The 25,893-nt window shown below is 64.8% G+C and carries 29 protein-coding genes and 1 pseudogene; 20 read left to right on the top strand and 10 right to left on the bottom strand.

Going from position 1 to position 25,893, the window contains the following annotated elements; genetic code table 11:
* Positions 1-120: 120 nt before the first annotated feature.
* From thiC to BI327_RS33625, 4 genes and pseudogenes are all read left to right on the top strand, one after another.
* The gene (thiC, locus tag BI327_RS33610; protein ID WP_076865665.1) at positions 121-2,019 is read left to right on the top strand and encodes a phosphomethylpyrimidine synthase ThiC; all 1,899 of its coding nucleotides are present in this window, start codon (positions 121-123) and stop codon (positions 2,017-2,019) included.
* Between the two features lie 343 nt (positions 2,020-2,362).
* The gene (locus tag BI327_RS33615; RefSeq protein ID WP_076865666.1) at positions 2,363-2,758 is read left to right on the top strand and encodes a hypothetical protein; all 396 of its coding nucleotides are present in this window, start codon (positions 2,363-2,365) and stop codon (positions 2,756-2,758) included.
* Positions 2,759-2,803: 45 nt separating this feature from the next.
* Positions 2,804-3,048 (top strand): annotated as a pseudogene (locus BI327_RS41395) (phosphomethylpyrimidine synthase ThiC); the annotation flags it as partial.
* A 226-nt stretch (positions 3,049-3,274) separates the two neighbouring features.
* Positions 3,275-4,036 (top strand): hypothetical protein, encoded by a 762-nt coding sequence (locus BI327_RS33625; protein WP_076865667.1) that lies wholly within the window; start codon positions 3,275-3,277, stop codon positions 4,034-4,036.
* A gap of 74 nt (positions 4,037-4,110) precedes the next feature.
* On the opposite strand, the gene BI327_RS33630 is transcribed toward BI327_RS33625, so the two are convergent.
* On the bottom strand, positions 4,111-5,781 hold the full coding sequence (locus BI327_RS33630) for a flavin-containing monooxygenase (RefSeq protein ID WP_076865668.1): 1,671 nt from the start codon (positions 5,779-5,781) through the stop codon (positions 4,111-4,113).
* 154 nt (positions 5,782-5,935) lie between these two features.
* On the opposite strand from BI327_RS33630, the gene BI327_RS33635 reads away from it, so the two are divergent.
* A complete protein-coding gene (locus tag BI327_RS33635; RefSeq protein WP_076865669.1) occupies positions 5,936-6,331 on the top strand; it encodes a hypothetical protein in 396 nt (131 codons plus the stop codon).
* Positions 6,332-6,357: 26 nt separating this feature from the next.
* Here BI327_RS33635 and BI327_RS33640 read toward each other — a convergent pair whose 3' ends face one another.
* A complete protein-coding gene (locus BI327_RS33640) occupies positions 6,358-6,903 on the bottom strand; it encodes an HD domain-containing protein (protein WP_076865670.1) in 546 nt (181 codons plus the stop codon).
* 141 nt (positions 6,904-7,044) lie between these two features.
* Positions 7,045-7,338, bottom strand: a complete 294-nt coding sequence (locus tag BI327_RS33645) for a hypothetical protein (protein ID WP_076865671.1) — start codon at positions 7,336-7,338, stop codon at positions 7,045-7,047.
* 265 nt (positions 7,339-7,603) lie between these two features.
* On the opposite strand from BI327_RS33645, the gene BI327_RS33650 reads away from it, so the two are divergent.
* Both BI327_RS33650 and BI327_RS33655 read left to right on the top strand, forming a co-directional pair.
* Positions 7,604-8,569: a GlxA family transcriptional regulator gene (locus BI327_RS33650; RefSeq protein WP_076865672.1), complete on the top strand. Its 966-nt coding sequence runs from the start codon at positions 7,604-7,606 to the stop codon at positions 8,567-8,569.
* A complete protein-coding gene (locus tag BI327_RS33655; RefSeq protein WP_076865673.1) occupies positions 8,566-9,093 on the top strand; it encodes a mismatch-specific DNA-glycosylase in 528 nt (175 codons plus the stop codon). Before BI327_RS33650 ends, BI327_RS33655 begins: the two co-directional genes overlap by 4 nt.
* A gap of 133 nt (positions 9,094-9,226) precedes the next feature.
* On the opposite strand, the gene BI327_RS33660 is transcribed toward BI327_RS33655, so the two are convergent.
* Entirely contained in the window at positions 9,227-9,661 is a 435-nt protein-coding gene (locus BI327_RS33660) for a hypothetical protein (protein WP_076865674.1), read from the bottom strand.
* A gap of 207 nt (positions 9,662-9,868) precedes the next feature.
* On the opposite strand from BI327_RS33660, the gene BI327_RS33665 reads away from it, so the two are divergent.
* The 3 genes from BI327_RS33665 to BI327_RS33675 all read left to right on the top strand — a co-directional run bounded on the left by BI327_RS33665 (position 9,869) and on the right by BI327_RS33675 (position 11,274).
* Complete coding sequence (locus tag BI327_RS33665) at positions 9,869-10,306, top strand: YeeE/YedE family protein (RefSeq protein WP_076865675.1); 438 nt, start codon at positions 9,869-9,871, stop codon at positions 10,304-10,306.
* A 97-nt stretch (positions 10,307-10,403) separates the two neighbouring features.
* Entirely contained in the window at positions 10,404-10,883 is a 480-nt protein-coding gene (locus tag BI327_RS33670; protein WP_076865676.1) for a DUF6691 family protein, read from the top strand.
* A gap of 4 nt (positions 10,884-10,887) precedes the next feature.
* Positions 10,888-11,274: a RidA family protein gene (locus BI327_RS33675; RefSeq protein ID WP_076865677.1), complete on the top strand. Its 387-nt coding sequence runs from the start codon at positions 10,888-10,890 to the stop codon at positions 11,272-11,274.
* Positions 11,275-11,777: 503 nt separating this feature from the next.
* Here BI327_RS33675 and BI327_RS33680 read toward each other — a convergent pair.
* Positions 11,778-12,539, bottom strand: coding sequence for an SOS response-associated peptidase (locus tag BI327_RS33680; protein WP_076865678.1), 762 nt, complete (start codon positions 12,537-12,539; stop codon positions 11,778-11,780).
* Positions 12,540-12,601: 62 nt separating this feature from the next.
* Between BI327_RS33680 and BI327_RS33685 the strand changes: the two genes are divergently transcribed.
* The 5 genes from BI327_RS33685 to BI327_RS33705 all read left to right on the top strand — a co-directional run bounded on the left by BI327_RS33685 (position 12,602) and on the right by BI327_RS33705 (position 15,155).
* A complete protein-coding gene (locus tag BI327_RS33685) occupies positions 12,602-13,102 on the top strand; it encodes a hypothetical protein (RefSeq protein WP_076865679.1) in 501 nt (166 codons plus the stop codon).
* 95 nt (positions 13,103-13,197) lie between these two features.
* Positions 13,198-13,620: an NUDIX hydrolase gene (locus tag BI327_RS33690; protein WP_076865680.1), complete on the top strand. Its 423-nt coding sequence runs from the start codon at positions 13,198-13,200 to the stop codon at positions 13,618-13,620.
* 86 nt (positions 13,621-13,706) lie between these two features.
* Entirely contained in the window at positions 13,707-14,084 is a 378-nt protein-coding gene (locus tag BI327_RS33695) for a TIGR02301 family protein (protein ID WP_076865681.1), read from the top strand.
* The gene (locus tag BI327_RS33700; protein ID WP_076865682.1) at positions 14,074-14,730 is read left to right on the top strand and encodes an HAD family hydrolase; all 657 of its coding nucleotides are present in this window, start codon (positions 14,074-14,076) and stop codon (positions 14,728-14,730) included. The genes BI327_RS33695 and BI327_RS33700 overlap by 11 nt, the downstream gene beginning before the upstream one ends.
* 155 nt (positions 14,731-14,885) lie before the next feature.
* The gene (locus BI327_RS33705; RefSeq protein ID WP_076865683.1) at positions 14,886-15,155 is read left to right on the top strand and encodes a hypothetical protein; all 270 of its coding nucleotides are present in this window, start codon (positions 14,886-14,888) and stop codon (positions 15,153-15,155) included.
* Between the two features lie 81 nt (positions 15,156-15,236).
* Here BI327_RS33705 and BI327_RS33710 read toward each other — a convergent pair whose 3' ends face one another.
* A complete protein-coding gene (locus BI327_RS33710; protein ID WP_076865684.1) occupies positions 15,237-16,571 on the bottom strand; it encodes a dihydroorotase in 1,335 nt (444 codons plus the stop codon).
* 139 nt (positions 16,572-16,710) lie between these two features.
* Between BI327_RS33710 and ygfZ the strand changes: the two genes are divergently transcribed.
* The 5 genes from ygfZ to BI327_RS33735 all read left to right on the top strand — a co-directional run bounded on the left by ygfZ (position 16,711) and on the right by BI327_RS33735 (position 22,272).
* Positions 16,711-17,592, top strand: coding sequence for a CAF17-like 4Fe-4S cluster assembly/insertion protein YgfZ (ygfZ, locus tag BI327_RS33715; RefSeq protein ID WP_076865685.1), 882 nt, complete (start codon positions 16,711-16,713; stop codon positions 17,590-17,592).
* Entirely contained in the window at positions 17,589-18,215 is a 627-nt protein-coding gene (locus BI327_RS33720) for a DNA-3-methyladenine glycosylase I (RefSeq protein WP_076865686.1), read from the top strand. The genes ygfZ and BI327_RS33720 overlap by 4 nt, the downstream gene beginning before the upstream one ends.
* Positions 18,212-18,823, top strand: a complete 612-nt coding sequence (locus BI327_RS33725; RefSeq protein WP_076865687.1) for a YfbR-like 5'-deoxynucleotidase — start codon at positions 18,212-18,214, stop codon at positions 18,821-18,823. The genes BI327_RS33720 and BI327_RS33725 overlap by 4 nt, the downstream gene beginning before the upstream one ends.
* Positions 18,824-18,945: 122 nt before the next feature.
* Entirely contained in the window at positions 18,946-19,452 is a 507-nt protein-coding gene (locus BI327_RS33730) for a tyrosine phosphatase family protein (RefSeq protein WP_076865688.1), read from the top strand.
* 111 nt (positions 19,453-19,563) lie between these two features.
* Positions 19,564-22,272: a DUF2339 domain-containing protein gene (locus BI327_RS33735; RefSeq protein WP_076865689.1), complete on the top strand. Its 2,709-nt coding sequence runs from the start codon at positions 19,564-19,566 to the stop codon at positions 22,270-22,272.
* Between the two features lie 25 nt (positions 22,273-22,297).
* Here BI327_RS33735 and BI327_RS33740 read toward each other — a convergent pair whose 3' ends face one another.
* The 4 genes from BI327_RS33740 to BI327_RS33755 all read right to left on the bottom strand — a co-directional run bounded on the left by BI327_RS33740 (position 22,298) and on the right by BI327_RS33755 (position 25,711).
* The gene (locus BI327_RS33740; protein WP_024579958.1) at positions 22,298-22,531 is read right to left on the bottom strand and encodes a DUF6894 family protein; all 234 of its coding nucleotides are present in this window, start codon (positions 22,529-22,531) and stop codon (positions 22,298-22,300) included.
* 138 nt (positions 22,532-22,669) lie between these two features.
* Complete coding sequence (locus tag BI327_RS33745; RefSeq protein ID WP_076865690.1) at positions 22,670-23,248, bottom strand: hypothetical protein; 579 nt, start codon at positions 23,246-23,248, stop codon at positions 22,670-22,672.
* A 186-nt stretch (positions 23,249-23,434) separates the two neighbouring features.
* Entirely contained in the window at positions 23,435-24,421 is a 987-nt protein-coding gene (acuI, locus tag BI327_RS33750) for an acrylyl-CoA reductase (NADPH) (protein ID WP_076865691.1), read from the bottom strand.
* Between the two features lie 45 nt (positions 24,422-24,466).
* Positions 24,467-25,711: an MFS transporter gene (locus BI327_RS33755; protein WP_076865692.1), complete on the bottom strand. Its 1,245-nt coding sequence runs from the start codon at positions 25,709-25,711 to the stop codon at positions 24,467-24,469.
* Positions 25,712-25,893: the final 182 nt, after the last annotated feature.

Below are 25,893 nucleotides of genomic sequence, written 5' to 3' on the forward strand. Positions count from 1 at the left end.
CACTTCGGCGGCCCTCGAAGGGCGACGGCCCGGCTCGTGCATCCTTCGAGGCTCGCTTCGCGAGCACCTCAGGATGACGAGAACAAAGACTTTCGCACGAATTAAAAAGGAGGATCCCTCATGAACATCCGCTCGAACCCCGACACCACCCGCCCCGCCGTCACCACCGGCTCGCTGCCCGCCTCGCGCAAGATCTTTGCAACGCCGGAGGCTGCACCCGATGTTCGCGTGCCGTTGCGCGAGATCATCCTGTCGGAGGGCGCCGGCGAGCCGAACCTGCCGGTCTATGACACCTCGGGCCCCTACACCGATCCCGACGTCACGATCGACGTCAACGCCGGCCTGCCGCGCAATCGCCTCGCCTGGGTCAGGGAGCGCGGCGGCGTCGAGGAATATGAGGGCCGCACCATCAAGCCGGAGGACAACGGCAACGTCGGCGCAGCGCATGCCGCCAAGGCGTTCACCGCGCATCACACGCCGCTGCGCGGCCTCGACGGCCACAAGATCACGCAGCTCGAATTCGCCCGCGCCGGCATCATCACCAAGGAGATGATCTACGTCGCCGAGCGCGAGAATCTCGGCCGCAAGCAGCAGCTCGAGCGCGCCGAAGCCGCGTTGGCCGACGGCGAGAGCTTCGGCGCGTCGGTGCCGGCCTTCATCACGCCGGAATTCGTCCGCGACGAGATCGCGCGCGGCCGCGCCATCATCCCCTCCAACATCAACCATGCCGAGCTCGAGCCGATGATCATCGGCCGCAACTTCCTGACCAAGATCAACGCCAATATCGGCAACTCGGCGGTGACGTCGTCGGTCGAGGAAGAGGTCGACAAGATGGTGTGGGCGATCCGCTGGGGCGCCGACACCGTGATGGACCTCTCCACGGGGCGCAACATCCACACCACCCGCGAATGGATTTTGCGCAACTCGCCGGTGCCGATCGGCACCGTGCCGATCTACCAGGCGCTGGAGAAGTGCGACGGCGACCCCGTCAAGCTGACCTGGGAGCTCTACAAGGACACCCTGATCGAGCAGTGCGAACAAGGCGTCGACTATTTCACGATCCACGCCGGCGTCCGGCTCCCCTACATCCACCTCACGGCGAACCGCGTCACCGGCATCGTCTCGCGCGGCGGCTCGATCATGGCCAAGTGGTGCCTGGCGCATCACAAGGAGAGCTTCCTCTATACGCATTTCGACGAGATCTGCGACCTCATGCGCAAGTATGACGTCTCGTTCTCGCTCGGCGACGGCCTGCGCCCGGGCTCGATCGCGGACGCCAACGACCGCGCGCAATTTGCCGAGCTGGAGACGCTCGGCGAATTGACCAAGATCGCGTGGGACAAGGGCTGCCAGGTCATGATCGAGGGCCCCGGCCACGTGCCGATGCACAAGATCAAGATCAACATGGACAAGCAGCTCAAGGAATGCGGCGAGGCGCCGTTCTACACCCTCGGGCCGCTGACCACCGATATCGCGCCGGGCTATGACCACATCACCTCGGGCATCGGTGCCGCGATGATCGGCTGGTTCGGCTGCGCGATGCTGTGCTACGTCACGCCGAAGGAGCATCTGGGCCTCCCGGATCGCAACGACGTCAAGGTCGGCGTCATCACCTACAAGATCGCAGCCCACGCCGCCGATCTCGCCAAAGGCCACCCCGCCGCGCAGCTCCGCGACGATGCGCTGTCGCGCGCTCGCTTCGACTTCCGCTGGCAGGACCAGTTCAACCTCGGCCTCGACCCCGAGACCGCGAAGAACTTCCACGACGAGACCCTGCCGAAGGAAGCCCACAAGGTCGCGCATTTCTGCTCGATGTGCGGCCCGAAATTCTGCTCGATGAAGATCACCCAGGACGTCCGCGACTACGCCGCGACGCTCAACGACCCGACGGGCGTCGGCGCATCGATGTCAGGCACCATCGAGGACGGCATGGCGCAGATGAGCGCCAAGTTCAAGGAGATGGGCGAGAGCCTGTATCTCGACGCGGAGAAGGTGAAGGAGAGCAATCGGGTGTTGTGACCCTCACTGCTCGTCATGCCCGGGCAAAAGCGCGAAGCGCGTCTTCGCGCTGGATGACCCCGGCATCCATAGGAAAACAAAAGACCGGGCGAAAGCCCGGTCTTTTTGCTTCGAGGGCGCGTACTCGTAATCCATCGTGTGTGCGCGGATCGTACAGGACCGATCACGACAGCAACCGGCCCATGGTCGAGGGTTGGCCATGCCAAATGGTCCGCAGAACCATTGACTTGGATCAACGGAATATCTTCCATCTCATCACATGCTATGATGCTCAAAAGCAACCATTCCACATCCGGTTCGCGAAGGGTCGGTAGCCCGATAGCCCTTTAGTTTGGAGAGTTTCATGAGAACCTTCAATGCGGTGCTTTTGGTATTTCTCATTGCGCAATCGACCTCGACACGGGCTGCGGATTTGAACGGAGCCTGGACGATCGATACCGCGGCCTGCGACAAGGTGTTCACCAAGGAGAACAATAAGCTCGCGTTCAAGCCAGATGCCGATCTCAACGCGGGCGGCCTGATCGTGCAGGGAAAGCAGATCACCGGCACGTTTCAAAAGTGCACCGTCAAATCGTTGCACGACGACGGGCAGAGTGTACGGATGATTGCGTCGTGCTCGGATGGTGTCGCGATATCAGACGTCACATTCGAGGTGAAACCCACTGGAGAGAACAGGATCACGCTCAGCTCCAAGGAACCGGTGCCAATGGAGACGCCGTATGTTCGCTGCTCGATGTGACGTCGGTGGCAACGGCTGGGTGGTTTAGCCAAAGGCGTAAGCCACCGATGCCGCTTCGACTTCCGCCGGGAGAACCAGTTCAACCTCGGCCTCGATCCGGACACCGCGAAGAACTTCCACGACGAGACCCTGCCGAAGAAAGCCCACAAGGCCGCGTATTTCTGCTCGACGTGCGGGCCGAAATTCTGCTTGATGAAGATCCAGGACGCCCGCGACTATGGCGTGAAGCTCAAGCAGCAGGGCATGGCGCAGATGAGCGCCAGTTCAAGGAAACGGGCGAGAGCGTGTAACTCGACGCGGAGAAAGTGAAGGAGAGCAATCGGGTGTTGTGAGGCATCACCTCACCGCTCGTCTTGCTCGGGCTTGACCCGGGGCATCCACGGAATGGACAGGCAGGGCGAGAACCCGGCCTTTTTGTATATGGTGGCAAAGGGCTTGCTTAGCTCGCCTTTCTACCTAGGATAGCGCTCCTACTCGAATTCGAAGGCGGGGACATGTACCTTAATTGGTAGAAGAATGGAAGATTTTGCAAAATTGCTCACGAGTATTGCCGCACTCGTTGGAGCCATTGCGTGGCCCATCGCCATCCTTCTGATCGTCTTTATTTTCCGTAGGGAGTTGCGGTTGGCGCTCGGTAAGGTTCCAACCCTGCTCGAACGAGTGAAAAAGGCTTCACTTCCAGGGATTGCGGTGGAGCTGGATCGTGTCGCTGATGCCGAAGCTGCAGATGGAGCAAACAAGAGCGGGAAAATATCTCCTGGACAGATCGAAGCCGCATCGCGAATAGCCATTCAGGCCCAAGACATTGGCCAGCAGGCCGTTCTGAGAGAACTCGACAAGCTTTGCTTGGAATACGACGGCCTAAGGCGTTCGCTTCGATCGGGCGAAGAACGTACTCGAGCTATGACTCGAGTGGTCGTCAAGATGCGCTCCTTAGCCCCGAGCCTCGTCGATTACCTGGGCGTCTATAAGGGCTCCGAATCGCCTGGAAGTCGACTGGCTGCTATAGCAATGATGCAGATGGTCCCGCGTGTCGCGGACCTTACTTGGTTGGCAAATCGCTTCACTAGCGAACAACCCTTTCTATTCTATCATGCGGCGCTCGCGTTACAGAGCTATGCAAACATTTGCGCCACTGCCCAAGAGAGAGAGAACTTACTAAGCGTCGCTCGGCAAGCCCTCACTGACGTCAAAGGCTTTGCGGGCGTTCCAGACCGCAATACAATCGAGGTTCTCGAGATGCTAATCTCTAGTCTTCGACAAACGTGCAGCGGATAAGAGACTAATGTCCTTACTATCGCGCGCCCGCAAGAGGCGCCGAACCTCATGCGAATTATCAGACTGTTCGATGCTTATGCCGACGCACCAACCGCCGCCGTCTGCGCATCACCGCGCGCTCCCGCCTCGAACTTGATCTCCTGATACCCACCGTTGGCCACGCCGTTGATGATCCCCAAGAACTTCGGCGTGCCGCCGTTGTAGACGAAGTAGCGCACCGTCCCCTCTTCGTGGCCAGGGACGTTGGAGTTGTAGCCGGTGAACCACGACTTGGCTTTGCGCATCAGCATGATCTCGTACATCTTGACGACATGCGCGGTCCAGCGCTGCTGCGCTTCGAGCGTCGCGTCGGCGCGGGTCAGGCCGCGGGCCCACATGTATTGCAGCAGGTTGGTGCACCAGTTGACGCCGTTCTCGATGCCGCGCGGAAAGTTCGTGGACGCGGAGGCGCTTTGCGGGCCGGTCGGCATCAACAGGTTCGGGAAGCCGTGCACGAGCATGCCGAGGAAGGTCGACGGCGCCTGCTTCCATTTGTCGGCGAGACGCGCTCCGCCGATGCCCCTGATGTCGATCAGATCGTAGGCGCCGGTGATGGCGTCGAAGCCGGTGGCGTAGACGATGATGTCGAACTCGTAGTCGCGCGCGGTGGTGCGCAGGCCTGTCTCCGTGACGCGGACCAGCGGCGTCTCGGAGAGATCGACGAGGTGCACATTGTCGCGGTTGTAAGCCTCGAAATACTTCGTCTCCAGCGGCAGGCGCTGCACGCCAAAACCGTGATCCCGCGGGATCAGCTTTTCGGCGACCCTGGGATCGTTGACGCGGCCGCGGATGCGGCCTGCAATATATTCCGACAGCTCTGCATTGGCGGCCTCATCCATGAAGATCTCGCGGAAGTTCGCGAGCCAGATGCCGAAGCCGGGCTCGTCGTAGAGCCTGTCCCACAGCGCCAGCCGCTCATCGCGGCTCACCTCGTAGAAGCCGCGCTTGTCGGGGCCGTGGACAAAACTGCCCGGCGTCAGCGCGCAGGCAGCGAAGATCTCGTCATAGCGGGCGCGGATGTCGGCCATTTCTTCTTCCGAGATCTCGCTGTTGTTCAGCGGCGCGCTCCAGTTCGGCCGGCGCTGGAACACCGTGAGCTGGCCTACCTTGTCGGCAATCTCGCCGATGACCTGAATGCCGGTCGCGCCGGTGCCGATCACGGCGACCTTCTTGCCGGCAAGATCGACCGGCTCGTGCGGCCAGTAATAGGTGTGGAACGAGCGGCCCTTGAAGTCTTCGATCCCGGGCACGCGCGGCATCGTCGGCGCGGACAATAGCCCGATCGCGAGCACGACGAAGCGGCAGGTCAGCGCGCGGCCGTCACCGAGCTTTAATTGCCAGACGTCACGCGTCTCGTCGAACTGCATGGTTTCGACCTTGCAGTTGAACTGCATGTGCCGGCGCAAATCGAACTTGTCGGCGACGTAATTCAGGTAACGCAAATTTTCGGGCTGGCCGGAAAAGCGCTCCTTCCAGTGCCACTCGTCGAGCAGTTCGCGCGAGAACGAGAAGCCGTAGGTGTAGCTCTCCGAGTCAAAACGGCAGCCTGGATAGCGGTTCCAGTACCAGGTGCCGCCGAGATCGGGCGCGGCTTCCAGCACGGTGGCGTCGATGCCGAGATCGGCGAGCCGCTTGATCTGGTAGATGCCCGCGACGCCGGCGCCGACGACAATCACCTCGAAATGGGTTTTCGCCTCTCCCGTCATATCAGCTCCCAAAATTCTTCTTGATCTGTTGGGCGGGATTACAGACCCTTTTGTCCGGTCAGGCAACCGGGCGTGCTGCGCGCAACTTGCGTTGAGGCGCTGCCTGCACCACATCGATCGTTGCGATTCGACACGCGCAATCCGGACGAGCAGCATGACCGACAATCTCACCGGCGTCTGGGACGGCAGCTATGTTCAGCCCAGCGGCATGGTCACCTTCCTGGCGACGCTGATCGACGCCGGCGGCGCGCTCGGCGGTAGCGTGACCGAGCCCTGCATGATGCCGGGCTGCCCGCTCAGCACCCACAATGCCTCGCTTGCCGGACATCGCTCCGGCAGCTCGGTCACCTTCGTCAAACGCTACGAGCCGCCGGGCTATGGCTATGACACCGTGCATTATGAAGGCGCGGTCAATGCCGACGCGACCGAGATCGACGGCCGCTGGAGCATCCGCGGCACACGGTTCTCGGGAACGTTCCTGATGGTGCGGTCGACGGGGCCTGCGCAGGCGGTTGCGGCCGAAGACGAGATCAAGGAGCCGGTGCGGTAGCGCTGATCGCGCGCAGCCGCGCGAGTTCAGCCCAGCGCCGCCAGTTCACGCGCGAGGTTGTCGCGGGCACGGCGATCATATGTCGCGGCAAAACCGGTGTCGGGGTAGATCACCGGGCGAGCGGCAAAGTGGCGGAGCACGCGGCCACGGCCGGCGCGGTAGTCGGCATCGCCGACATGAATGAACTCCTGCCGGATCGCAGCCGCATAGGCCTCGTAGCGCGCGGGCTCGGCGCCGAGAATGCTGAGATCGATCGAGATCAGGATCGCGCCGAGACGATCATCAGCCTGCACGTCGTGGGTCTTGGTCAGACGGATCAGGCGGCCGACCTCGCGGCTGATATCGGCACGGACATGCCGCTCGGCAAGCTGCGCGCTGCGCTCTTCATTGTCCGGCCGGGTCGGATCGTAGACGACGTCGTGCCACCAGATCGCTTCCGACAGGATCTCGCGCTCGGCCGCCGAGAGGCCGTCGACGCGCGCGAGCGCCGCGAGGCAGTCCTCGATATGCGCGAGGTTGTGATAGTGGCGGCCTGCCGCCGTATAGGCGGCAACCAATTCGTCGCGGGTCATCGCCGAGGTATAGGACGGCGGCGGCCGCGATGGTAGCCGGAGCGATCGCATCGCAGCCGTTCAATGACGTCGCTGCACAAGGCGAGGCCGAGCGGCCGCGAGGGCCGCCCGGTGTTCTTCAAACCTGCGAGCGTGCGCCGCTCACCTGCCCTGCAGCAGCAGCCCGAGCGGCTTGAGCGGACCGACCGGGATCATCTCAAATCCCAAAATGCCGCCGGCGGCGAGCGGCAGCGCGTTGATGGTCGCCTTGGCCTGCTCGACCGAGTCGACATTCATCAGGAACACCACGCCGGGCTTGTCGTCGCGGAACCAGAATTGCTCGATCTTGCCGTCGAGGTAGAGCCGCAGCGTATCCGGGACTTCCTTCGGCATGATCTCCTTGCGCTGCTCGTCGGTGATGGGCTTGAGGGCCGATCCGATGGCGAAGACTTTCATGACTGTTCTCCTGTTGGGTCGAGGGTTGGCGCGACCGAACCGACGCCGCATCCGCACGGAGCGAAAGGCGAAAATGACAATATTGATGCCATTTACGCCATATGCACGACCACCAATCATTGACGGAAACCACGTTCCATCAGTAATTTAGGAGGCTTTTCCGATCGCCTGCGGCATCGTTCAGCTCGCTCGCGGGAAGAGACTTAGCCCGCTTCCGGTCCGGCGACGATTGTCGCAAACGACAACTTTGAAGGCATTTGCGCCAATGAAGATTGCGATCCTCGCGCTCGAGGGACTTTGGGACACCGGGCTCACGGCGATACTCGACGCCCTCTCCCTCGCCGACAAGTTTTCCAGGCTGCAGATGGGCGGAACGGTCCGCTTCGACGTCTCGGTCTATGGCCTGCGCAAGCGCGTGCGATCCGGCCAGGGCCTCGGCATTCCGGTCAAGCCCATCACGGCAAACAGCAGCCCGGATTGGGTGATCGTGCCTGCGCTCAACACCGGACTGCCGGAGCAACTGGTGCCCGCGCTGGAGCGACGCGACGTGCGGCAGGCGCGAGAGCAGCTTAAGCAATGGCATGCCGGCGGCGCGCGGATTGCCGCCTCCTGCATCGGCTCATTCATCGTCGCGGAGACCGGGTTGCTCGATCATCAGGAGGCGACGACGACGTGGTGGCTCGCCCCGCTGTTCCGGCAGCGCTACCCGAACGTCCGGCTCGACGAGACGCGCATGCTGGTGCCGTCCGGCATCGGCGTCACCGCGGGTGCAGCGATGGGCCATCTCGATCTCGCGCTGTGGCTGATCCGGCAGGCGAGCCCGGAATTGGCCTCCGTCGTCTCGCGCTATCTGCTGGCCGACCTGCGCTCCTCGCAATCGGTCTTCATCATCCCCAACCATCTGGCGCAGGCCGACCCCTTGATCCAGCGCTTCGAACGCTGGGCGCGCGAGCACCTCAGAAGAGGCTTCTCGCTACAGGATGCGGCCGAGGCACTTGCGACCAGCCCGCGGACCCTGCAACGCCGCTGCGAAGCCGTGCTCGGCAAGTCGCCGCTGTCTTACTTTCAGGATCTCCGCGTCGAGCGCGCGCAGTCGCTGCTGCATGGCAGCGGCCTCGACATCGAGGCGATCGCGGCCGAAGTCGGCTACGAGGACGGCGCCACGCTGCGGACGCTGCTGCGCGAACGGTTGGGCCGCGGCGTCCGCGAACTGCGCGCCAATCTACGATGAGGCTTTGCCGCTCCTTGAGTAAAACCCACCGACTCCCCGACCAGCTCCGCGCCGACCTGCGCCTGGTGTTCGTCGGCACTGCGGCCAGCACGCGCTCAGCCGCGGTCGGGCATTACTATGCGCATCCCGGCAACCGCTTCTGGCGCGCGCTGCATGAGGCCGGCATCACGCCGCGGCGCTATCGGCCGGACGAGTTCGCAGCCCTGCTCGAACTCGGCATCGGATTCACCGATCTCTCCAAGACCGGCGCCGGGATGGATCACGAGATCATCAGGCAGTCGTTCGATGTCGTGGGCTTCAGGACGAAGGTCGAAACGTTTCGGCCGAAGACCATCGCCTTCACCAGCAAGAAGGCGGCGAGCCTGTTTTACAACAGGCCGACCGGCACGCTTGCGCTCGGCCGCCAACCGCCGATGAGCGGATTTCCTGACGTGTTCGTGCTGCCGTCGCCATCGGGCGCAGCGTCCGGACATTGGACGTTGCAGCCATGGCACGAGCTCGCGCAGTGGATTGCAGAATTGTAGGGTGGGTTAGCCGACTACGTCCGCCGTAGCTCAACGAGCGAAGGCGGAAGGCGTAACCCGCCATCTTCAATCGCGGATACGAGCCGGTGGGTTACGCTTCGCTAACCCACCCTACCAACTCAACCGCGCCCCGCTACTCCTTCAACGTGATCGCAAGCCCGCTGAGGTCGACATTGGCCATCAGGCCGACCTGCTTGCCGCTCAGTTCGAGCACCGCGCCGTTCTGGTTGGTCAGCACGATGCCGCGCACACCGGCACCGAGCGCAACGCCCACGCCTGCCGCGGCATAGACGCCGGCGATATCCTGGGCGCGGCGGATGTTGCGCACCCGCCCCTGCAACGTGGTCTGCGAGCCGCCGAACACGAGGCCATAGTCCAGCCCGCCGGCCGTCAGCCCATAGGTCTGCCCGTGGAACGTCAGCACGCCCTTGCCGGCGGAGCCGCCGAAGATCCAGCCGCCCTTGAAGATCACGAGCGTCACCGCGCCCTCGTCAGCCAGGGCGGCGGACGTTCCGGTGAGCATCGCCAGCGCGAGGAGCGCGGCGCGGGCGACGGACGACAATCTCATGGGAAATTCTCCGGACGAAGTGAGACGCAAATCGCTGCAATCCAGCCGACGGGCGGCACCGTTGAAATGCCGCGAAACATGCGGGATTGCGCTTGTTCCTGATGCCGCGAAGTCTATCATCGCCTCCGCAGCCACGCGACCATTGGCCCATGCGCGCCCACGCTTTGCGCCATCGCTGAGGAGTTTGCGCAACAGGGATCTGCATCGATGCATGATTTCACCCCGATTTCCGGCCTCGCCGGCGGCGCGCTGATCGGGCTCGCCGCGGCGCTCCTGATGCTGCTGACCGGGCGGATCGCCGGCGTCACCGGAATCGTCGGCGGCCTGCTCCAGCCCGATACCACCGGCCGCACTGCCGACCGTTCTTGGCGCATCGCGTTCATCGCGGGACTGATCGCGGCGCCCCTGATTGCGGCGCTGTTCGGCGCGCCGCTGCCGCGGCCGGCGATGAATGCGAGCCTCGTCGTGATCGCGATCGCGGGCGTGCTGGTCGGGTTCGGCACACGGACGGGCAATGGCTGCACCTCGGGTCACGGCGTCTGCGGCTTCGCGCGGCTGTCCGGCCGCTCGATCGTGGCCACGTTCATCTTCATGACAACGGCGGTCGCAACGGTTGCGATCGTCCGGCACGGAATCGGAGGCTAAGCATGATCCGGAAAAGTGCGAAGCGGTTTTCCGAAAAGATCATGCTCAAACAAGGAGCTAAAGCGCGATGACCAGTCAACCTCATCGCGCTTTAGCCATGCCGGTGCTCGCCAGCTTCGTCTGCGGCCTGATCTTCGGCGCGGGACTCCTGATCTCAGGCATGACCGATCCGCAGAAGGTGCTCGGCTTCCTCGATCTGTTCGGCGCCTGGGATGCGACGCTCGCCTTCGTGATGGCGGGCGCGGTTGCGGTCGCAGCGTCAGGCTTTGCGATCGCGCGGCGGCGCGCGGCGCCGGCCTTCGCGGCGCGCTTCCTCTGGCCCGACCGCAACGACATCGATGCGCCGCTGGTTGGCGGCGCAATCCTGTTCGGCATCGGCTGGGGCCTCGCCGGCATCTGCCCCGGTCCCGCGCTGGTCAACCTCGCCGGCCTCTCGCTGCCGATCGTGGTCTTCGTCGCAGCGATGCTGGTAGGGATGATCGGCCAGAACGTCTTCGACAAGAATCTTTGGCGTCGGCGTGCAGCCGCGCCGCGCGCCATCGAAACCTCTCCCCTTCCATCTCGCGCAGACGGGTGATCTCATGACAGCGATCAAGCACTTCCCTCCTCCGCCCGGCGTCCAGGCGCCGCCACTTTCGTTCGGCGCCCGCGTCGGCGATCTCCTGTTCATCTCGGGCATTCCCGGCTTCGACGCCAACCGCGAGCTGCCCGACAGCTTCGAGGCGCAGTTCGCCAATGTCGTCACCAATTTCAAGCGCGTGCTGAGTGAGGCGGGCGCGACGACGCGCGATCTCGTCAAGGTCAACGTACTGCTGACCCGCGCCAGCGACGTCGCCGCGATGAACGCACTCTATGCCGGCGCGTTCGGCCCTGCGCCCTATCCCGCGCGCACCACCTGCGTCGTGGTAGCGCTGCCCAATCCGAAGATGCTGATCGAGATCGAGGGCGTGGCACACGTGAAGGGGTGAAAGTCCCTTCGTCATTCCCGGAATCCACTTCACCGCACGTGATGCGGCTTGATGGATTCCGGGTTCTCGCGGAGCCTGTCATCGGGTGCGCGTTCGCGCGACCCGTTGGCGAGCCCCGGAATGACGAGAGGTGAGAATGCGAGGTTACATCCTCATACTCACCTGTCATCGCCCGGCTCGACCGGGCGATCCAGCACGCCGCGGCCTCTCGGTTCGAGCACTGCTGTCTCTGGAATACTGGATCCCCCGCTTTCGCTTTCGCGGGTGATGACACCGCGTGTTTGACATCCCCAATCGCGAACCCACAAACTCGATGTCGCCCCGGGCAAGCGCAGCGCGACCGGGACCCATAACCACAAATGCCAATTGGTTTGCGAGCTGGAGCCACAGCGTGTTTCAAAAACACAGCCCTGTGGTTATGGGTCCCTGCTTTCGCAGGGACGACGACGTGGAGAGAACGGTGCGAACAAACTGGCTGTGCATCACGCGGCTTCAGCCAGCCCCTAGAACAGCGACCCCTGCCCGTCATCCTCCCGCGGCGTCACCTTGCGCGGGGCGGCCTTCTTCGCCGCCGGCACATCTTCCGCCGCGATCTCTTCCGCGGTCATCGGCAGCAGCAATTGCGCGTCGTCGTTGGCGACGGCGTTGACGCGCATCGTCACCTGGTGCCAGGCGAACTCGCCGACGTCGGGGCCCTTCAGCATCGGCATCACGTCGTCGACGTCGTTGGGCAGGCAATCGAGCCAGCGCGCGAATTGCTCGGGGCGGATCGTGACGGGGACGCGGTGATGCAGCTGCGCAAGGTCCGCGCTCGCCGGCGCGGTGACGATCGCGACCGTGTCCTGCTCCTCGCCGTTCGGGCCCATCCAGGTCTCGGCGAGGGCTGCGAAGGCGAGCGGATGGCCGTCGCGGCGATGGATGAAGAACGGCCGCTTGCGCCCGCCGGCATCCTGCCATTCGTAATAGCCGTCGGCCGGGATCAGCGCGCGGCGCCGCTTGATCGCATTCTTGAAAGCCGGCTTCTCCCGCACCGTCTCGGAGCGGGCGTTGATCAGCAGCGAGAAGGTCCGGGGGTCCTCGACCCAGGACGGGATCAGGCCCCAGCGCATCAATTGAAAATGCCGGCCGCCATTCTGCAGCAGCACCACCGGGATTGGCTGGGTCGGCGCAACATTGTACCGTGGCGGAAAATTCGGCTGCTCGATATAGCCGAACATCTCACGCAAGGCCGCCGGCGGCGAGGTTATGACAAAGCGTCCGCACATATCCCGTCCAGAGTGGTATCCGTTTATTCAGCCTTAACTCAGACCGTTAAAGACTGCCGCCAATGACCTCAACGGCCGCCATAGCGGGCTCTTCTCCGCGACCGACGTACCCCGACGAGGCGCGGGCGGCGCAGTTGCGCGCCGCCAACATCAATCCCCGCACCGGGCTTGCGACCGACTACCTCAATCACTTCAACGAAGCCATCATGCTGCTCGAGATGGTGCCTGACCTGCCGGAATGCGCCGACGATTTCCTGGAATGGCAACCCCTGTCCTATGCCGAGCATTTCACCGCGTCCAACTTCAAGGCCCGCGACCTCGCGATCGAGGCCTATGAGATGGCGAACGCCAGTATCCGGGCCGAATTCGACCAACTGACCGACAGCATGACCAGGATCCTGACCGAGGTCGGGGCGGCGATGCGGCAATTGCAGCAGGACAAGAGCCGGGTCGCGCTCGCCGAGCAGGCGATCGTCTGGGTCAAGCCGCTGGTGATGCAGACCGCCGGTGTCATCAACGGCGCCGCCGAGGCCGATGTCGACAGCATCATGGCGGGCGCCTGATTTATCAGGCATGGTTGTATCTCTCTATCGAGCATGATCTTTTTTGGAAAACCGGCGCCCACTTTTCCGGATCGTGCTCAAAACTGGTTGCTGCCTTGACCTCTCCCGAACCTGCTCCGATCCGCCCCCAGCTAGCCGTCTCCGGCGTGATCTTCCGCGACCGCAAGGTGCTGCTGGTCCGCCGCGCCCGCTCGCCGGGCAAGGGCTTCTATTCGCTGCCCGGCGGCCGGGTCGAGTTCGGCGAAACCCTGCACGTCGCCCTGCATCGCGAGATCGACGAGGAGACCGGGCTCAGGGTCGATATCCTGGGCCTTGCCGGCTGGCGCGAGGTGCTGCCGACCGGCCCCGGCACCGGGCATTACCTGATCATGACGTTCGCGGCGAAGTGGGCCTCCCGCGAGCCCGTGCTGAACGACGAGCACGACGATTTCAAATGGCTGGCCCCGGAGGCGATTGGCGACCTCAAGGTCACCGGCGGCCTGCACGAGGTGATTGCGGCCGCCCGGCGGCTGGTTTGAGACGCCTTTTCGGGGGCTTTGGGGGCGTTCTCCGCCTTGCCTCGGGCGCATTGAGGGGGCATACCACGGCCATTCCGGAACCCCTGATGATCAAAGCCTTTCTCGCCGTTGTGATTCTGATGTCGGCTTGCCTTGCGACGCCCGCCCGGGCGCAGGACGCGGCCGCGCCGTTCGACGGCGATCTGCAGCGGCTGGCCGAGATCCTCGGCGCCCTGCACTACCTGCGCGGCATCTGCAACGCCAATGAGGGCGCCAAATGGCGCAACGAGATGCAGGCGCTGATCGACGCCGAAACCCCCTCCGGCGACCGCCGCGCCCGCATGGTCGCCGGCTTCAACCGCGGCTACAACGGCTTCCAGCAGACCTACCGGACCTGCACGCCGGCCGCGAGCGTCGCGATCCGCCGCTACATCGAGGAAGGCTCGAAAATCTCGCGCGACCTGACGGCCCGCTATGCCAACTGACCGCGCGATCTTCTTCGACCTCGACGGCACCCTGACCGACCCGAAGCCCGGTATCACCGGCTCGATCCAGTATGCGCTGGAAAAGCTCGGCTGGCCGGTTCCCTCGCAGGACGAGCTGACCTGGTGCATCGGGCCGCCGCTGCGGGCGAGCTTTGCCATGCTGCTCGGCGGCGAGGAGCTCGCCGACCGCGCGGTCGAGCTGTACCGCGAGCGGTTCGGCGACGTCGGGCTGTTCGAGAATGCCGTCTATCCCGATATCGCGGAGGTGCTGGCCGAGCTGCGCGGGCGGCCGGGCCGCATGTTCGTAGCGACCTCGAAGCCGCACGTGTTCGCGACCCGGATCATCGCGCATTTTGGCCTCGACGGTTATTTCGACCACGTGTTCGGCTCGGAGTTCGACGGAACCCGGGTCAACAAGGTCGACCTGCTGGCCTATGCGCTGGAACAGACCGGCGCCGATCCGGGGAACGCTCTGATGATCGGGGACCGCAGCCACGACGTGATCGGCGCGACCCGCAACGGCATCCGCGCGGTCGGCGTCACCTATGGCTACGGCACGGCGGAGGAACTGACCGAGGCCGGCGCCAGCCATCTCTGCGCCTCGCCGCGCGCGGTGCTGGACCATATCCACAGCTCATTTGGCTGACCGCGGCGGGGATATCAGGAATTCCCCTTCAAATGCCGAGACGGCCGTTAACCTTTTCGAAAGATGTGGGCTAGGCGGTATCCGCATGCGTGATACATCTCACGCGTCGCAGTGGTTCGCTCCTCGGACCGCGCGCATTCATATTGCAGAGTTTCATGCGCCATCCAGCGTCCTTCCCCCATCACCAAGAAGACCCCCGTCCCGACCACGAGCAGAAACAGGCCGCGCTGGGCTATTTGAACGAGGCCTGGGCTGAGGCGCGTCACGACGGCGTCGATGGCGACTGCCTCGCGCAGGCGAGCCTGTTTGCCGCGCTCGCCGAGCTCGTCGGTACCTATGGCGAGGACGCGGTGGCGAAGTTCGCCGAGGGCCTCGCCGCGCGCGTGCGCAACGGTGAGTTCTCGCTGGCGCTCGCCAGGCAGTAATCCCAAAGCGTTTTCGAGCTAAGCGGGCACCGGTTCGCGTGAAGAAAACGCGTCAAACAAGAATCTAGCGCACGCAGTGCGCTAGGGCTTCAGCGTCTCGAGGAACCGAACCGGTTCGCCGGTCGACGGCGTTGTGACTTCGCCCTGCCACATCACCCGCCTGCCGCGCACGAAGGTGCCGACCGGCCAGCCCTGCACGCGCACGCCGTCATAGGGCGTCCACGCCGCGCGCGAGGCGATCCATTTGTTGGTGATGGTCTCGCTGCGCTTGAGATCGACGATGGTGAAGTCGGCGTCATAGCCCGCCGCGATGCGGCCCTTGCAGGCCATGTTGAACAGCCGCGCCGGACCAGCGCTGGTGAGATCGACGAACCGCGCCAGCGACAGCCGCCCGGCGTTGACGTGATCGAGCATCAAGGGCACCAGCGTCTGCACGCCGGTCATGCCCGAGGGCGAAGCCGGATAGGTCTTCGACTTCTCCTCCAGCGTATGCGGCGCGTGATCCGAGCCGAGCACGTCGATGATGCCCTGCTCGATGCCGTACCAGATGCCGGCACGGTGATCGGCCGAGCGCACCGGCGGGTTCATCTGCGCCAGCGTGCCGAGCCGCTCGTAGCATTCGGGCGCGGCCATGGTGAGGTGATGCGGCGTCGCCTCGCAGGAGGCGACGTCCTTGTGGTCGCGCAGATACAGGATCTCTTCCTTGGTCGAGATGTGCAGCACGTGGATGCGCTTGCCGGTCTCGCGCGCGAGATTGACCAGGCGCTCGGTCGCCATCAGCGCGGCGGTCTCGTCGCGCCACACCGGATGCGAGCGCGGATCGCCCTCGATGCGCAGCGGCTTACGCTCGTTGAGGCGGTATTCGTCCTCGGCATGGAACGCGGCGCGGCGCCGGATCACCTGGAAGATCCGCCGCAGGCTCTCGTCGTCCTCGACCAGCAGCGCGCCGGTGGAGGAGCCGATGAACACCTTGACGCCGGCGCAGCCCGGCGCGCGCTCGAACTCCGGCAGATCCTGCACGTTCTCGCGGGTGCCGCCGATGAAGAACGCGAAATCGCAATGCATGCGATGATGAGCGCGCTTGATCTTGTCGGTGAACGCCTCTTCGGTGACCGTCAGCGGGTTGGTGTTCGGCATCTCGAACACGGCGGTGACCCCGCCCATCACGGCGCTGCGCGAGCCGGTCTCGAGATCTTCCTTCTGCGTCAGGCCGGGCTCGCGGAAATGCACCTGGGTGTCCATCACGCCGGGCAGGATGTGCAGGCCCTTGCAGTCGATCACCTCACCGGCCGAGGCCTGGCCGAGCGAGCCGATCGCAGCGATGCGGCCACCCACGATGCCGATATCGCGGACGCCCTCGCCGTCCTGATTGACCACGGTGCCGGATTTTAGAATGGTGTCAAAATGCTGATTCATCGGTCCTCGACGCCCGCTTTCCACAGTCGTACGGGCCTTGTTCAGCGCACTCTAGCGCCTTAGCTTGGCAGGGGATATGCGCGAGCGGCGCGTTTCCCAAGGAACTTGGAAGAACTTGGAAAAAGAGCCAATTTTGCGAATGAAAGCAGCGTTTCTTCCAGATCGGGGCGTGGTCAAGGTCTCTGGCGAGGACGCCCGCAACTTCCTCAACGGCCTCATTACGACCGACGTCGAACAGTTGCAGCCGGGCCAGGCCCGGTTTGGCGCGCTGCTGACGCCGCAGGGCAAGATCATCGTCGATTTCCTGATCACCGAGGTGCCATCAGGCCATGGCGGCGGCTTCCTGATCGACGCGCCGCGCGCGCTCGCCAAGGGGCTCGCCGACAAGCTCGGCTTCTACAAGCTGCGCGCCAAGGTCGTGGTCGAAAACCTCTCCGACAGCCTCGGCGTGCTCGCCGCCTGGGATGGCGAGCCAGCGGCGACGCCCGATCTTGCTTTCGTCGATCCGCGCAACGCAGCGCTCGGCTGGCGCGTCCTGATCCCGGAAGATCTGAAGCAGAAGCTTGCTGATCTGATCGGCGCCGATCTCGTCGACGCCAGCGCCTATGAAGCGCACCGGATCGCGACGGGCGTGCCGCGCGGCGGGCTCGACTTCATGTATGGCGACGCCTTCCCGCACGAGACCAACATGGATCACCTGCATGGCGTCGACTTCGACAAGGGCTGCTATGTCGGCCAGGAAGTGGTGTCGCGCATGCAGCATCGCGGCACCGCGCGCACCCGCACCGTGAAGATCATTCTCGACGGTCCGTCGCCCGAGGCGGGCGCGACCATCCTCGCCGGCGACAAGCAGGTCGGCACCGTCGGCTCGACCGCGGGACAAAACGGCCTCGCGCTGGTGCGCATCGACCGCGTCGCCGATGCGCTCGACGCGGGCCTGGCGCTGACCGCGGGCGGGCTGTCGCTGCATCTCGCCGACCCCAACGTTGTCCGCATCCCGCCCAAGCAGACCGTCGCATGAGCCGCACCGCAAAACTGCATCCGGACGGCAAGACACGCTGCCCGTGGCCGGGCGAGGATGCGTTCTACGTCGCCTATCACGACAATGAATGGGGCGTGCCGGAATATGACGACCGCGCGCTCTATGAAAAGCTGATCCTCGACGGCTTCCAGGCCGGCCTGTCCTGGATCACGATCCTGCGCAAGCGGGAGAACTTCCGCAAAGCCTTCGACGATTTCCAGCCCGAGAAAATAGCGCGCTACACCGACAAGAAGGTGCATGCGCTGATGAACGACGCCGGCATCGTCCGCAACCGCGCCAAGATCGAAGGCGCGATTTTGAGCGCGAAGGGCTATCTCGAGATCATGGAAAAGGGCCCGGGCTTCTCGAAATTCCTGTGGGACTTCGTCGACGGCAAGCCGAAGGTCAATCAGTTCAAGACCACCGCGAGCGTGCCGGCCTCGACGCCGGTCTCGATCAAGGTCTCGAAGGAGCTCGGCGCGCGCGGCTTCAAGTTCGTCGGCCCCACCATCGTCTACGCCTTCATGCAGGCGACCGGCATGGTCAACGATCACCTCGTCACCTGCTTCTGCCACGAGTCTTGCAGCGGCAAGCTGCGCACGCCGCGGCTCAAGAAGAAATGACGGCACGCAAACCGGACGTGGCGGTCCGCGCCTGGCAGCGGATGTTGTCCGGGCGCCGGCTGGACCTGCTCGACCCCTCGCCGCTCGATATCGAAATCGTCGACATCGCGCATGGGCTGGCGCGGGTCGCGCGCTGGAACGGCCAGACCTCGGGCGCGCACATCTTCTCGGTGGCCCAGCACACGCTGCTGGTCGAGGCCGTGATGCGCCAGCAGACGCCGCGCGTCGACATCAGCCATCGGCTCGCGGCCCTGCTGCATGACGCGCCGGAATACGTCATCGGCGACATGATCTCGCCGTTCAAGGCGGTGTTGTCAGGCGAATACAAGACCGTGGAGAGGCGGCTGCTGTCGGCGATCCATATCCGCTTCGGCCTGCCCGCGGTGCTGGCGGACGAGATCACCCAGCAGATCAAGGCCGCCGACCGCGGCGCGGCCTATCTCGAGGCCACGCATCTGGCGGGATTTTCGCAAGCCGAAGCCAAGCGGCTGTTCGGCCGCGATCCGGAATTGCCCGAAGCGACCGAGCGCGACTATCTGACGCCATGGACCGCGGCGCGGGCCGAAAAGCAGTTCCTCGAACGCTTCAACGCACTACACGCGTCATAGGCGCGACACCGCGCGCCGTGCCGCGGTTGCGCCGCAAAACGAACACCAGGCATGGCGCCGCGCGCCTTTGCCCACCCGGGAGCAGCCGTTATAATCGGGGCACCCGACGCCCAAGGACCATCATGCTTCACGTTTGCTCACTTGCCGCGCTCTCCGACACGGTTCGTGCCACCGGCGCCAGCCATGTGCTGACGGTGATGGCCAATGTCGACCAGGTGCAGCGGCCGCCCTCCGTGCTTCCGGCCAACCATCTGAAGGTGTCGATGGACGACATCGTCGAACAGATGGACGGGTTCGTGGCGCCGAACGAGACGCATATCGAGCGCGTGCTGGACTTCGTGCGCGGCTGGGATCGCCGCGCGCCGATGGTGGTTCATTGCTACGCCGGCATCAGCCGCTCGACCGCGAGCGCATTTGCCACCGTCTGTGCGCTCAATCCGCACCGCGACGAAATGTCCATCGCCCGGCTGATCCGCGCGGCCTCGCCGATCGCAGCCCCCAACCGCCTGATCGTCAGCCTCGCCGACAAGGCGCTGGGACGCGAGGGCCGCATGCTGCGCGCGCTCGATGCGATGGGCCCCGGCAGCATGAGCGTCGAAGGCCGACCTTTCCACATCGATCTGGAATAGCGCGAACCCGCCGCGTCCGATCGCTTGAACTTCCAGTCCCCTCAACTGCACTACTAGGTTGCGACGGGGCACCGGCTGGCCGATGGTCCGGCGCGTCCTGCCGGAGGCCCAATGTTCGATTCGCCGTTCGATTTCCTGACGCTCGTCATCGCCATTGTCGCGATCATCTTCGCGCGCAAAGCGCTGGGCCAGATCTCGTTGCTGCAGCGCCGGCTGGATGCACTCGAGGCCGCAGGCGTAAGCGCGGCGCGGACGGCGATGCCGCCGCCGCTGGTGCCGCTCCAGGAATTCGAGCAGACGCTCCCGACAGCGCCTCCCATCGTACCGCCTCCACTCCCGGAGACCGCTCCCAGCGCGCCGGAGGCGCAGGCGGAGCCCATCGCGGCCGCGGCAAGCGCCGCCGCGCCACCACCCCTGCCAGAACCGCCGGCCCTGCCGCAGCCGGCGCCCGGTTTCGAGGAGACGCTCGGCACGCGCTGGGTGGTGTGGATCGGTGGCCTGACGCTCGCGCTCGGCGGCTTCTTCATGGTGCGCTATTCGATCGAGGCCGGGCTGCTCGGCCCCGGCGTGCGCACGATGCTCGGCGGATTGTTCGCGCTGGCACTGCTCGGCGCCGGCGAATGGACCCGGCGCCAGGAAAGCATCTCCAATATCGCGGCGCTGCCGATCGCCAATATTCCGGCGATCCTCACCGCGGCCGGCACCGCGGTGGCGTTCGCGACCGTCTACGCCGCCTACGCGCTGTACGACTTCCTCGCGCCGGCAACCGCCTTCATCCTGCTCGGCATGGTCGCGCTCGGCACGCTCGCGGCCGCGTTGCTGCATGGGCCGGCACTTGCGGGGCTCGGCATCGTCGGCGCCTTCGTCACGCCGATCCTGGTCTCCTCCGACAAGCCCGACTTCTGGTCGCTCTACATCTACCTCGCCATCGTCACGGCGGCGGCGTTCGGCCTCGCCCGCATCCGGCTGTGGCGCTGGCTCGCCGTCACGACGATCGCCTTCGCACTGCTGTGGACCTTCCCCTGCCTGCAATGCGGCCCGGAGATGATCGCGCCGCACGTCTTCCACGTCATCGCAGGCTTCGTGCTGGCGGCGCTGCTCGTGGTCTGCGGCTTCATGTTCGGCCCCGACGGCGATGGCGAGGAGATCGAGCCGATCTCCTCCGGCTCGCTTGCGGCCTATCTGCTCGGCGCGATGCTGATCGTGCTCAACAGCGCCCATGCCGACGTCGCGATGATCGGCTTCGCGCTGCTGACGGCAGGCAGCCTTTTCGTCGCCTGGCGCGCCCCCGCCGCGACTGGCGTGATCGGCGCCGCGTCGGCGTTCGTTTTCATCGTGTTCGGCGAATGGGCCGTCCGCCGCAACGTCGACATGCTGGTGCTGCCGGGCGGCGCGATCCCAGGCATCGGCCCGTCCGCGACCGACGGCTCGGTGTCGCTGCATCTCGTCACCGCGGCGCTGTTCGCAGCCGCGTTCGGCATCTCCGGTTTCCTCGCGCAATTCCGTTTTGCCACGACCAAGGTCACGGTGACCTGGGCCGCGGCAGCCGTGTTCACGCCGGTCGCGCTCTTGGTCGCGCTCTATGCGCGGATTGCGCATCTCGATCGCTCGATCCCGTTCGCGATCCTCGCCGTGCTGCTGGCCGCCGCCTATGCGGCAGCGACCGAAGCGCTGACCCGGCGCGGCGAGCGGCCGGAACTGTCGCCATCGATTGCATTGTCGGCGACCGGCGCCCTCGCATCGCTGGCGCTTGCGTTGACCTTCGCACTCGACAGGGGATGGCTCACCATCGCGCTGGCGCTGGTGTCGATGGGCACGGCATGGCTGTCGGTGCAGCGGCCGATCCCGTTCCTGCGCTGGCTCGCCGCGATCCTCGCCGGCATCGTGGTGCTGCGCATCGGCTACGAGCCGCGGATCGCGGGCGACGCCGTCGGCACCACACCGATCTTCAACTGGCTGCTGTGGGGCTATGGCATTCCGGCGCTGTCATTCTGGGTGGGAGGCCATTTCCTGCGCCGCAACGGCGACGACGTGCCGCTGCGCGCGGTCGAGTCCGCCGCGATCCTGTTCACGGTATTGCTCGCCTTCGTGGAGATCCGCCACGCGGTCAATAGCGGCGATGTCTATTACGCCAGCGCCGGACTGACCGAGGTCGCGCTGCAAGTCGACGTGACGCTCGCGATGGCGATCGGACTGGAGCGGCTGCGGCTGCGCAGCGGCAGCATCGTGCACAATGTCGGCGCGGTCCTGCTCACCGCATTCGCCGGACTTGCCAGCCTATTCGGGCTGCTGGGGCTGGAGAACCCGATATTGTGGTGGCAGGACGTCGGCGGCAGCTTCATCAACCTGCTGCTGCTCGGCTATGCACTGCCCGCCGTGCTGGCGCTGCTGCTGTCCTACGCGGTGGCTGGCCATCGTCCGGCAAGCTACGCCAACACGATCGCGGCCGGCGCGCTGGTGCTTGCGCTCGCCTATGTCACGTTCGAAATCCGCAGGCTCTATCATGGACCGGTGCTGACGCGCGGCGAGACCACGGGCGCCGAGCAATACACCTACTCGATCGCGTGGCTGATGTTCGGCGTCGCGCTCCTCGGCATCGGCATCGTGGTCAACTCGGAGCGGGCGCGGCTCGCCTCCGCTGCGGTGATCGGCTTGACGATTTTGAAGGCGTTCATGGTCGATATGTCGACACTCACGGGTGTCTACCGGGCACTGTCGTTCATGTGCCTCGGCATCGTGCTGGTTGCGATCGGCTGGCTGTATCAGCGCATCCTGTTTCGCAGGCGGGCTGCTCCGCCCGTGCCGCAGACTGAGGCTTAGAGCTCGTATCCTGAAAGCGAGGGCCTCAGTCGACGGATTCAGCGACCAGGCGAATCCTGAACACCGGCTTTCTGCCCTCGTCGAGCAGCTCCATGTGCCATTCGCTGTTCTGCTTCATGTTGCGCGAAATGCTGCCGAGGAAGTTGCCGCAGACCTTGGTCATCTCGGCCCAGGCCACGTCGCGGCTCTCGAACTCGGTCGCGTGATCGGATGCACCGGCGTAATCGCCATCGCTGATGCGGAAAAAATATTGCGCCATATCACTACTCAAATCGGTGTCCCCACCATCTCGCGTCTCGGCGAAACGCTAGGCTATTGAGTAGCGATCAACGCGTGGACACCGCCATCCGTATGACTACGGCTTGGCCGGTATTCCCGTTAGCGCGCAGATGAGAAATTAGTCGGTGGAGCGGCGCAATTCCGGCGCGCTCTCGACCTTCGCGGGCTCGGCCTTGACCGGCTCGAGCTTCGCGCTGCCGACCTGCGGTGTCTCAACGCGCGACACTTCGGTCTGCGACGCATCCGCCGATCGCGTGCGCGGATGCAGCGAGCGCGGACGTGCCACCGCGCGCGCCATCAGCATCTGCTGGCCGCCCTGGTGACGAAACTCGCAATAGGCGAAGCCCATGCCCGAGACCGAGCCGCGGAACGAGCGCTCGTCCTGTTTTTCGAGGTTGAAGCAGGGCTCGAACGGAATCCCCTTCAGCGAGGCGCAAACGCTCTGACCACGGATCTGCAGCGTATTGCCCGGCAGACGCACGTGGCGGATCGGACCTGAGCCGGAGAACTGGACCGAGCCTGCCGCGCCGAGATCGTCGAGGATCCGGCCGGCGCCACGGGTGCCATCGAAACAGGTGAACGCGAACACCTTTCCGGCGACGAACCTGCGGGCCTCATCTGCGTTCATCATGCCTGCGAATGCCGGCACGACCATCGCTCCGGCCGTGACGGCCCCCAACACCAAACGCGCAAGCATGAGCTACTCCACTTACGAGCGCGGGCACCCGCTCCTTGTTGAGCATGATCCCCGCACCAACGCTTCTCGGCGTCTGCGCGAGGAAACCGGGCCCCCCGGATTCATGCTGCAAGCCTCTTTACCCGCTGCTTACCATACCAACAGTGGCAACATTGGAGCAGCTTGGTTGGTAAAGTCTGAACGTCCTCAGACTATTTTTACCACGATGCGGCCGCGGACCTGGCCGCCGAGGATTTTCGCACCGTAACCCATGACATCGTCCAAGGCGATTTCATGAGTGATATCAGCCAGTTTTGCCTTATCCAGATCGCTGGCAAGGCGCTGCCAGGCGGTCCTTCGAAGCTCGATCGGGCACATCACGGAATCGATGCCGAGAAGGCACACACCCCGCAAAATGAAGGGCGCGACCGACGACGGCAGGTCCATACCGGCCGCCAGACCGCAGGCCGCGATCGCCCCGCCGTACTTGGTCATCGACAGCAGATTGGCGAGCGTGGTCGACCCGACGCTGTCGACGCCGCCGGCCCAGCGCTCCTTCGCAAGCGCCTTGGGGGCACCTGACAGTTCGGCGCGGTCGATCACCTCGGTGGCGCCGAGCCCCTTGAGATAGTCGGCCTCCGACATCCGCCCGGTCGAGGCAATGACGTGGTAGCCGAGCTTCGACAGCACGGCGATCGCGACCGAGCCGACGCCGCCGGCGGCGCCGGTCACCACGATCGGACCGCTCTTCGGAGTGAGACCGTGCTTCTCCAGCGCCAGCACCGACAGCATCGCGGTATAGCCGGCGGTGCCGACCGCCATCGCGTCGCGCGCCGAGATACCGTCGGGCAGCCGCACCAGCCAGTCGCCCTTGACGCGGGCCTTCTCGGCATAGGCGCCGAGATGGGTCTCGCCCATGCCCCAGCCGTTGCAGACGACCTTGTCGCCCGCTTTCCAGCCGGGATGACTGGATTGCTCGACGGTGCCGGCGAAATCGATGCCGGCGATCATCGGGAAGCGGCGCACCACCGGCGCCTTGCCGGTCAGCGCCAGGCCGTCCTTGTAGTTCAGCGTCGACCATTCGACGCGGACAGTGACGTCGCCGTCCATCAGCTCGGCTTCGTCGAACTGGGTGAGCGCGGCGGTGGTACCCTTGTCCGCCTTGTCGATCCTGATTGCCTTGAACGTCGCCATGATGCGCACTCCCCGTGATTTTGGTTTCGGGAAGTGTTTAACCCATCAGGCGGGCTGCGCAACCGGGCGCACGACGGGCTTCTCGACGATCGGCAGGTTGATCAGCGCCGACAGCACGCCGAACAGCACGGACAGCCACCAGATCGGCGTATAGGAACCATATTGCTCGAACACGATGCCGCCGAGCCAGACCCCGAGGAAGCCGCCAACCTGATGGCTGACGAAGGCGAAGCCATAAAGCGTCGCAAACCAGCGCGTGCCGAACATCAGCGCCACCAGCGCCGAGGTCGGCGGCACCGTGGAGAGCCAGGTCAGGCCCGAGATCGCGCCGAACGCGATCGCCGAGAAGGTCGTGATCGGGAACGAGATGAAGGCGATGATCGACAGCGCGCGGGTGAAATAGATCACCGAGAGGATGTAGCGCTTCGGGAAGATGTTCTGCAGCCAGCCGACGCTGAGCGAGCCGATGATGTTGAACAGGCCGATCGCCGCGATCACCCAGCCGCCGGTCGAGGCCGGAATGCCGCGGTCGGCGAGATAGGCCGGCAGATGCACGGTGATGAAGGCGAGCTGGAAGCCGCAGGTGAAGAAACCGAGCACCAGCAGCACGTAGGAGCGATGGCCGAAGGCTTCCGCAAGCGCGGTCTTGAACGATTGCTGGTCCGCGGGCGCGGCATCCTTCGTCTCCGCCGGCGGCGTCGCGAGCGCCAGCGACAGCGGCAGGATCAACAGCATCAGCGCGCCGAACACCAGGAGCGCGGTCTGCCAGCCGAAATTGTCGATCATCGCGACGCCGAACGGCGCGAACAAGAACTGGCCGAACGAGCCCGCGGCGGTGCCGGCGCCGAGCGCAATGCCGCGCTGCCCAGGCGGCAGCAGCTTGCTGAATGCCGACAGCACCAGATTGAACGAGGAGCCCGACAGGCCGAAGCCGATCAGCACGCCGGCGCCGATGTCGAGCGACAGCGGCGTTGTCGAATAGCGCATCAGCAAGAGCCCCGCGGCGTAGAGCAGCGCGCCGACGACCATCACGCGCAACAGCCCGAAGCGGTCGGCAATCGCACCCGCGATCGGCTGGCCGAGACCCCACAGCAGGTTCTGCAGCGCGAGCGCCAGGCCGAACACGTTGCGGCCCCAGGCGAATTCATGGCTCATCGGCTGCACGAAGAAGCCGAGGCTGGAGCGCGGACCGAAGCTCAGCAGCGCGATCGCGCAGCCGCAGACGATGATCACGAGCGGCGTGCGCCAGGTGCCCGATGTCGGTCGAAGATCCCCTGTCGTAACGGCCATCTGTCTCTTCCCCCGCAACCGCTGCGCGGGGAACACGCCCCGCCGAACATTACGGGGAATTAATGCATCTGCATGAAGAGCCCAAGAGGCGGCGGAGAAAATTATTCGCCCGCAGGGCTGCCCTGCAGAATCCGAGAGGATGATGGGCGTCATTCCGGGGCATGGCGGCTCCGGAATAAGAG

The sequence above is a fragment of the Bradyrhizobium mercantei genome (assembly GCF_001982635.1).
Classification (GTDB): Bacteria; Pseudomonadota; Alphaproteobacteria; order Rhizobiales; family Xanthobacteraceae; genus Bradyrhizobium; species Bradyrhizobium mercantei.

Coding starts and splice junctions, on each gene's coding strand:
- thiC (WP_076865665.1), top strand. CDS start 121: ATGAACATCCGCTCGAACCCCGACACCACCCGCCCCGCCGTCACCACC.
- BI327_RS33615 (WP_076865666.1), top strand. CDS start 2,363: ATGAGAACCTTCAATGCGGTGCTTTTGGTATTTCTCATTGCGCAATCG.
- BI327_RS33625 (WP_076865667.1), top strand. CDS start 3,275: ATGGAAGATTTTGCAAAATTGCTCACGAGTATTGCCGCACTCGTTGGA.
- BI327_RS33630 (WP_076865668.1), bottom strand. CDS start 5,781: ATGACGGGAGAGGCGAAAACCCATTTCGAGGTGATTGTCGTCGGCGCC.
- BI327_RS33635 (WP_076865669.1), top strand. CDS start 5,936: ATGACCGACAATCTCACCGGCGTCTGGGACGGCAGCTATGTTCAGCCC.
- BI327_RS33640 (WP_076865670.1), bottom strand. CDS start 6,903: ATGACCCGCGACGAATTGGTTGCCGCCTATACGGCGGCAGGCCGCCAC.
- BI327_RS33645 (WP_076865671.1), bottom strand. CDS start 7,338: ATGAAAGTCTTCGCCATCGGATCGGCCCTCAAGCCCATCACCGACGAG.
- BI327_RS33650 (WP_076865672.1), top strand. CDS start 7,604: ATGAAGATTGCGATCCTCGCGCTCGAGGGACTTTGGGACACCGGGCTC.
- BI327_RS33655 (WP_076865673.1), top strand. CDS start 8,566: ATGAGGCTTTGCCGCTCCTTGAGTAAAACCCACCGACTCCCCGACCAG.
- BI327_RS33660 (WP_076865674.1), bottom strand. CDS start 9,661: ATGAGATTGTCGTCCGTCGCCCGCGCCGCGCTCCTCGCGCTGGCGATG.
- BI327_RS33665 (WP_076865675.1), top strand. CDS start 9,869: ATGCATGATTTCACCCCGATTTCCGGCCTCGCCGGCGGCGCGCTGATC.
- BI327_RS33670 (WP_076865676.1), top strand. CDS start 10,404: ATGCCGGTGCTCGCCAGCTTCGTCTGCGGCCTGATCTTCGGCGCGGGA.
- BI327_RS33675 (WP_076865677.1), top strand. CDS start 10,888: ATGACAGCGATCAAGCACTTCCCTCCTCCGCCCGGCGTCCAGGCGCCG.
- BI327_RS33680 (WP_076865678.1), bottom strand. CDS start 12,539: ATGTGCGGACGCTTTGTCATAACCTCGCCGCCGGCGGCCTTGCGTGAG.
- BI327_RS33685 (WP_076865679.1), top strand. CDS start 12,602: ATGACCTCAACGGCCGCCATAGCGGGCTCTTCTCCGCGACCGACGTAC.
- BI327_RS33695 (WP_076865681.1), top strand. CDS start 13,707: ATGATCAAAGCCTTTCTCGCCGTTGTGATTCTGATGTCGGCTTGCCTT.
- BI327_RS33700 (WP_076865682.1), top strand. CDS start 14,074: ATGCCAACTGACCGCGCGATCTTCTTCGACCTCGACGGCACCCTGACC.
- BI327_RS33705 (WP_076865683.1), top strand. CDS start 14,886: ATGCGCCATCCAGCGTCCTTCCCCCATCACCAAGAAGACCCCCGTCCC.
- BI327_RS33710 (WP_076865684.1), bottom strand. CDS start 16,571: ATGAATCAGCATTTTGACACCATTCTAAAATCCGGCACCGTGGTCAAT.
- ygfZ (WP_076865685.1), top strand. CDS start 16,711: ATGAAAGCAGCGTTTCTTCCAGATCGGGGCGTGGTCAAGGTCTCTGGC.
- BI327_RS33720 (WP_076865686.1), top strand. CDS start 17,589: ATGAGCCGCACCGCAAAACTGCATCCGGACGGCAAGACACGCTGCCCG.
- BI327_RS33725 (WP_076865687.1), top strand. CDS start 18,212: ATGACGGCACGCAAACCGGACGTGGCGGTCCGCGCCTGGCAGCGGATG.
- BI327_RS33730 (WP_076865688.1), top strand. CDS start 18,946: ATGCTTCACGTTTGCTCACTTGCCGCGCTCTCCGACACGGTTCGTGCC.
- BI327_RS33735 (WP_076865689.1), top strand. CDS start 19,564: ATGTTCGATTCGCCGTTCGATTTCCTGACGCTCGTCATCGCCATTGTC.
- BI327_RS33740 (WP_024579958.1), bottom strand. CDS start 22,531: ATGGCGCAATATTTTTTCCGCATCAGCGATGGCGATTACGCCGGTGCA.
- BI327_RS33745 (WP_076865690.1), bottom strand. CDS start 23,248: ATGCTTGCGCGTTTGGTGTTGGGGGCCGTCACGGCCGGAGCGATGGTC.
- acuI (WP_076865691.1), bottom strand. CDS start 24,421: ATGGCGACGTTCAAGGCAATCAGGATCGACAAGGCGGACAAGGGTACC.
- BI327_RS33755 (WP_076865692.1), bottom strand. CDS start 25,711: ATGGCCGTTACGACAGGGGATCTTCGACCGACATCGGGCACCTGGCGC.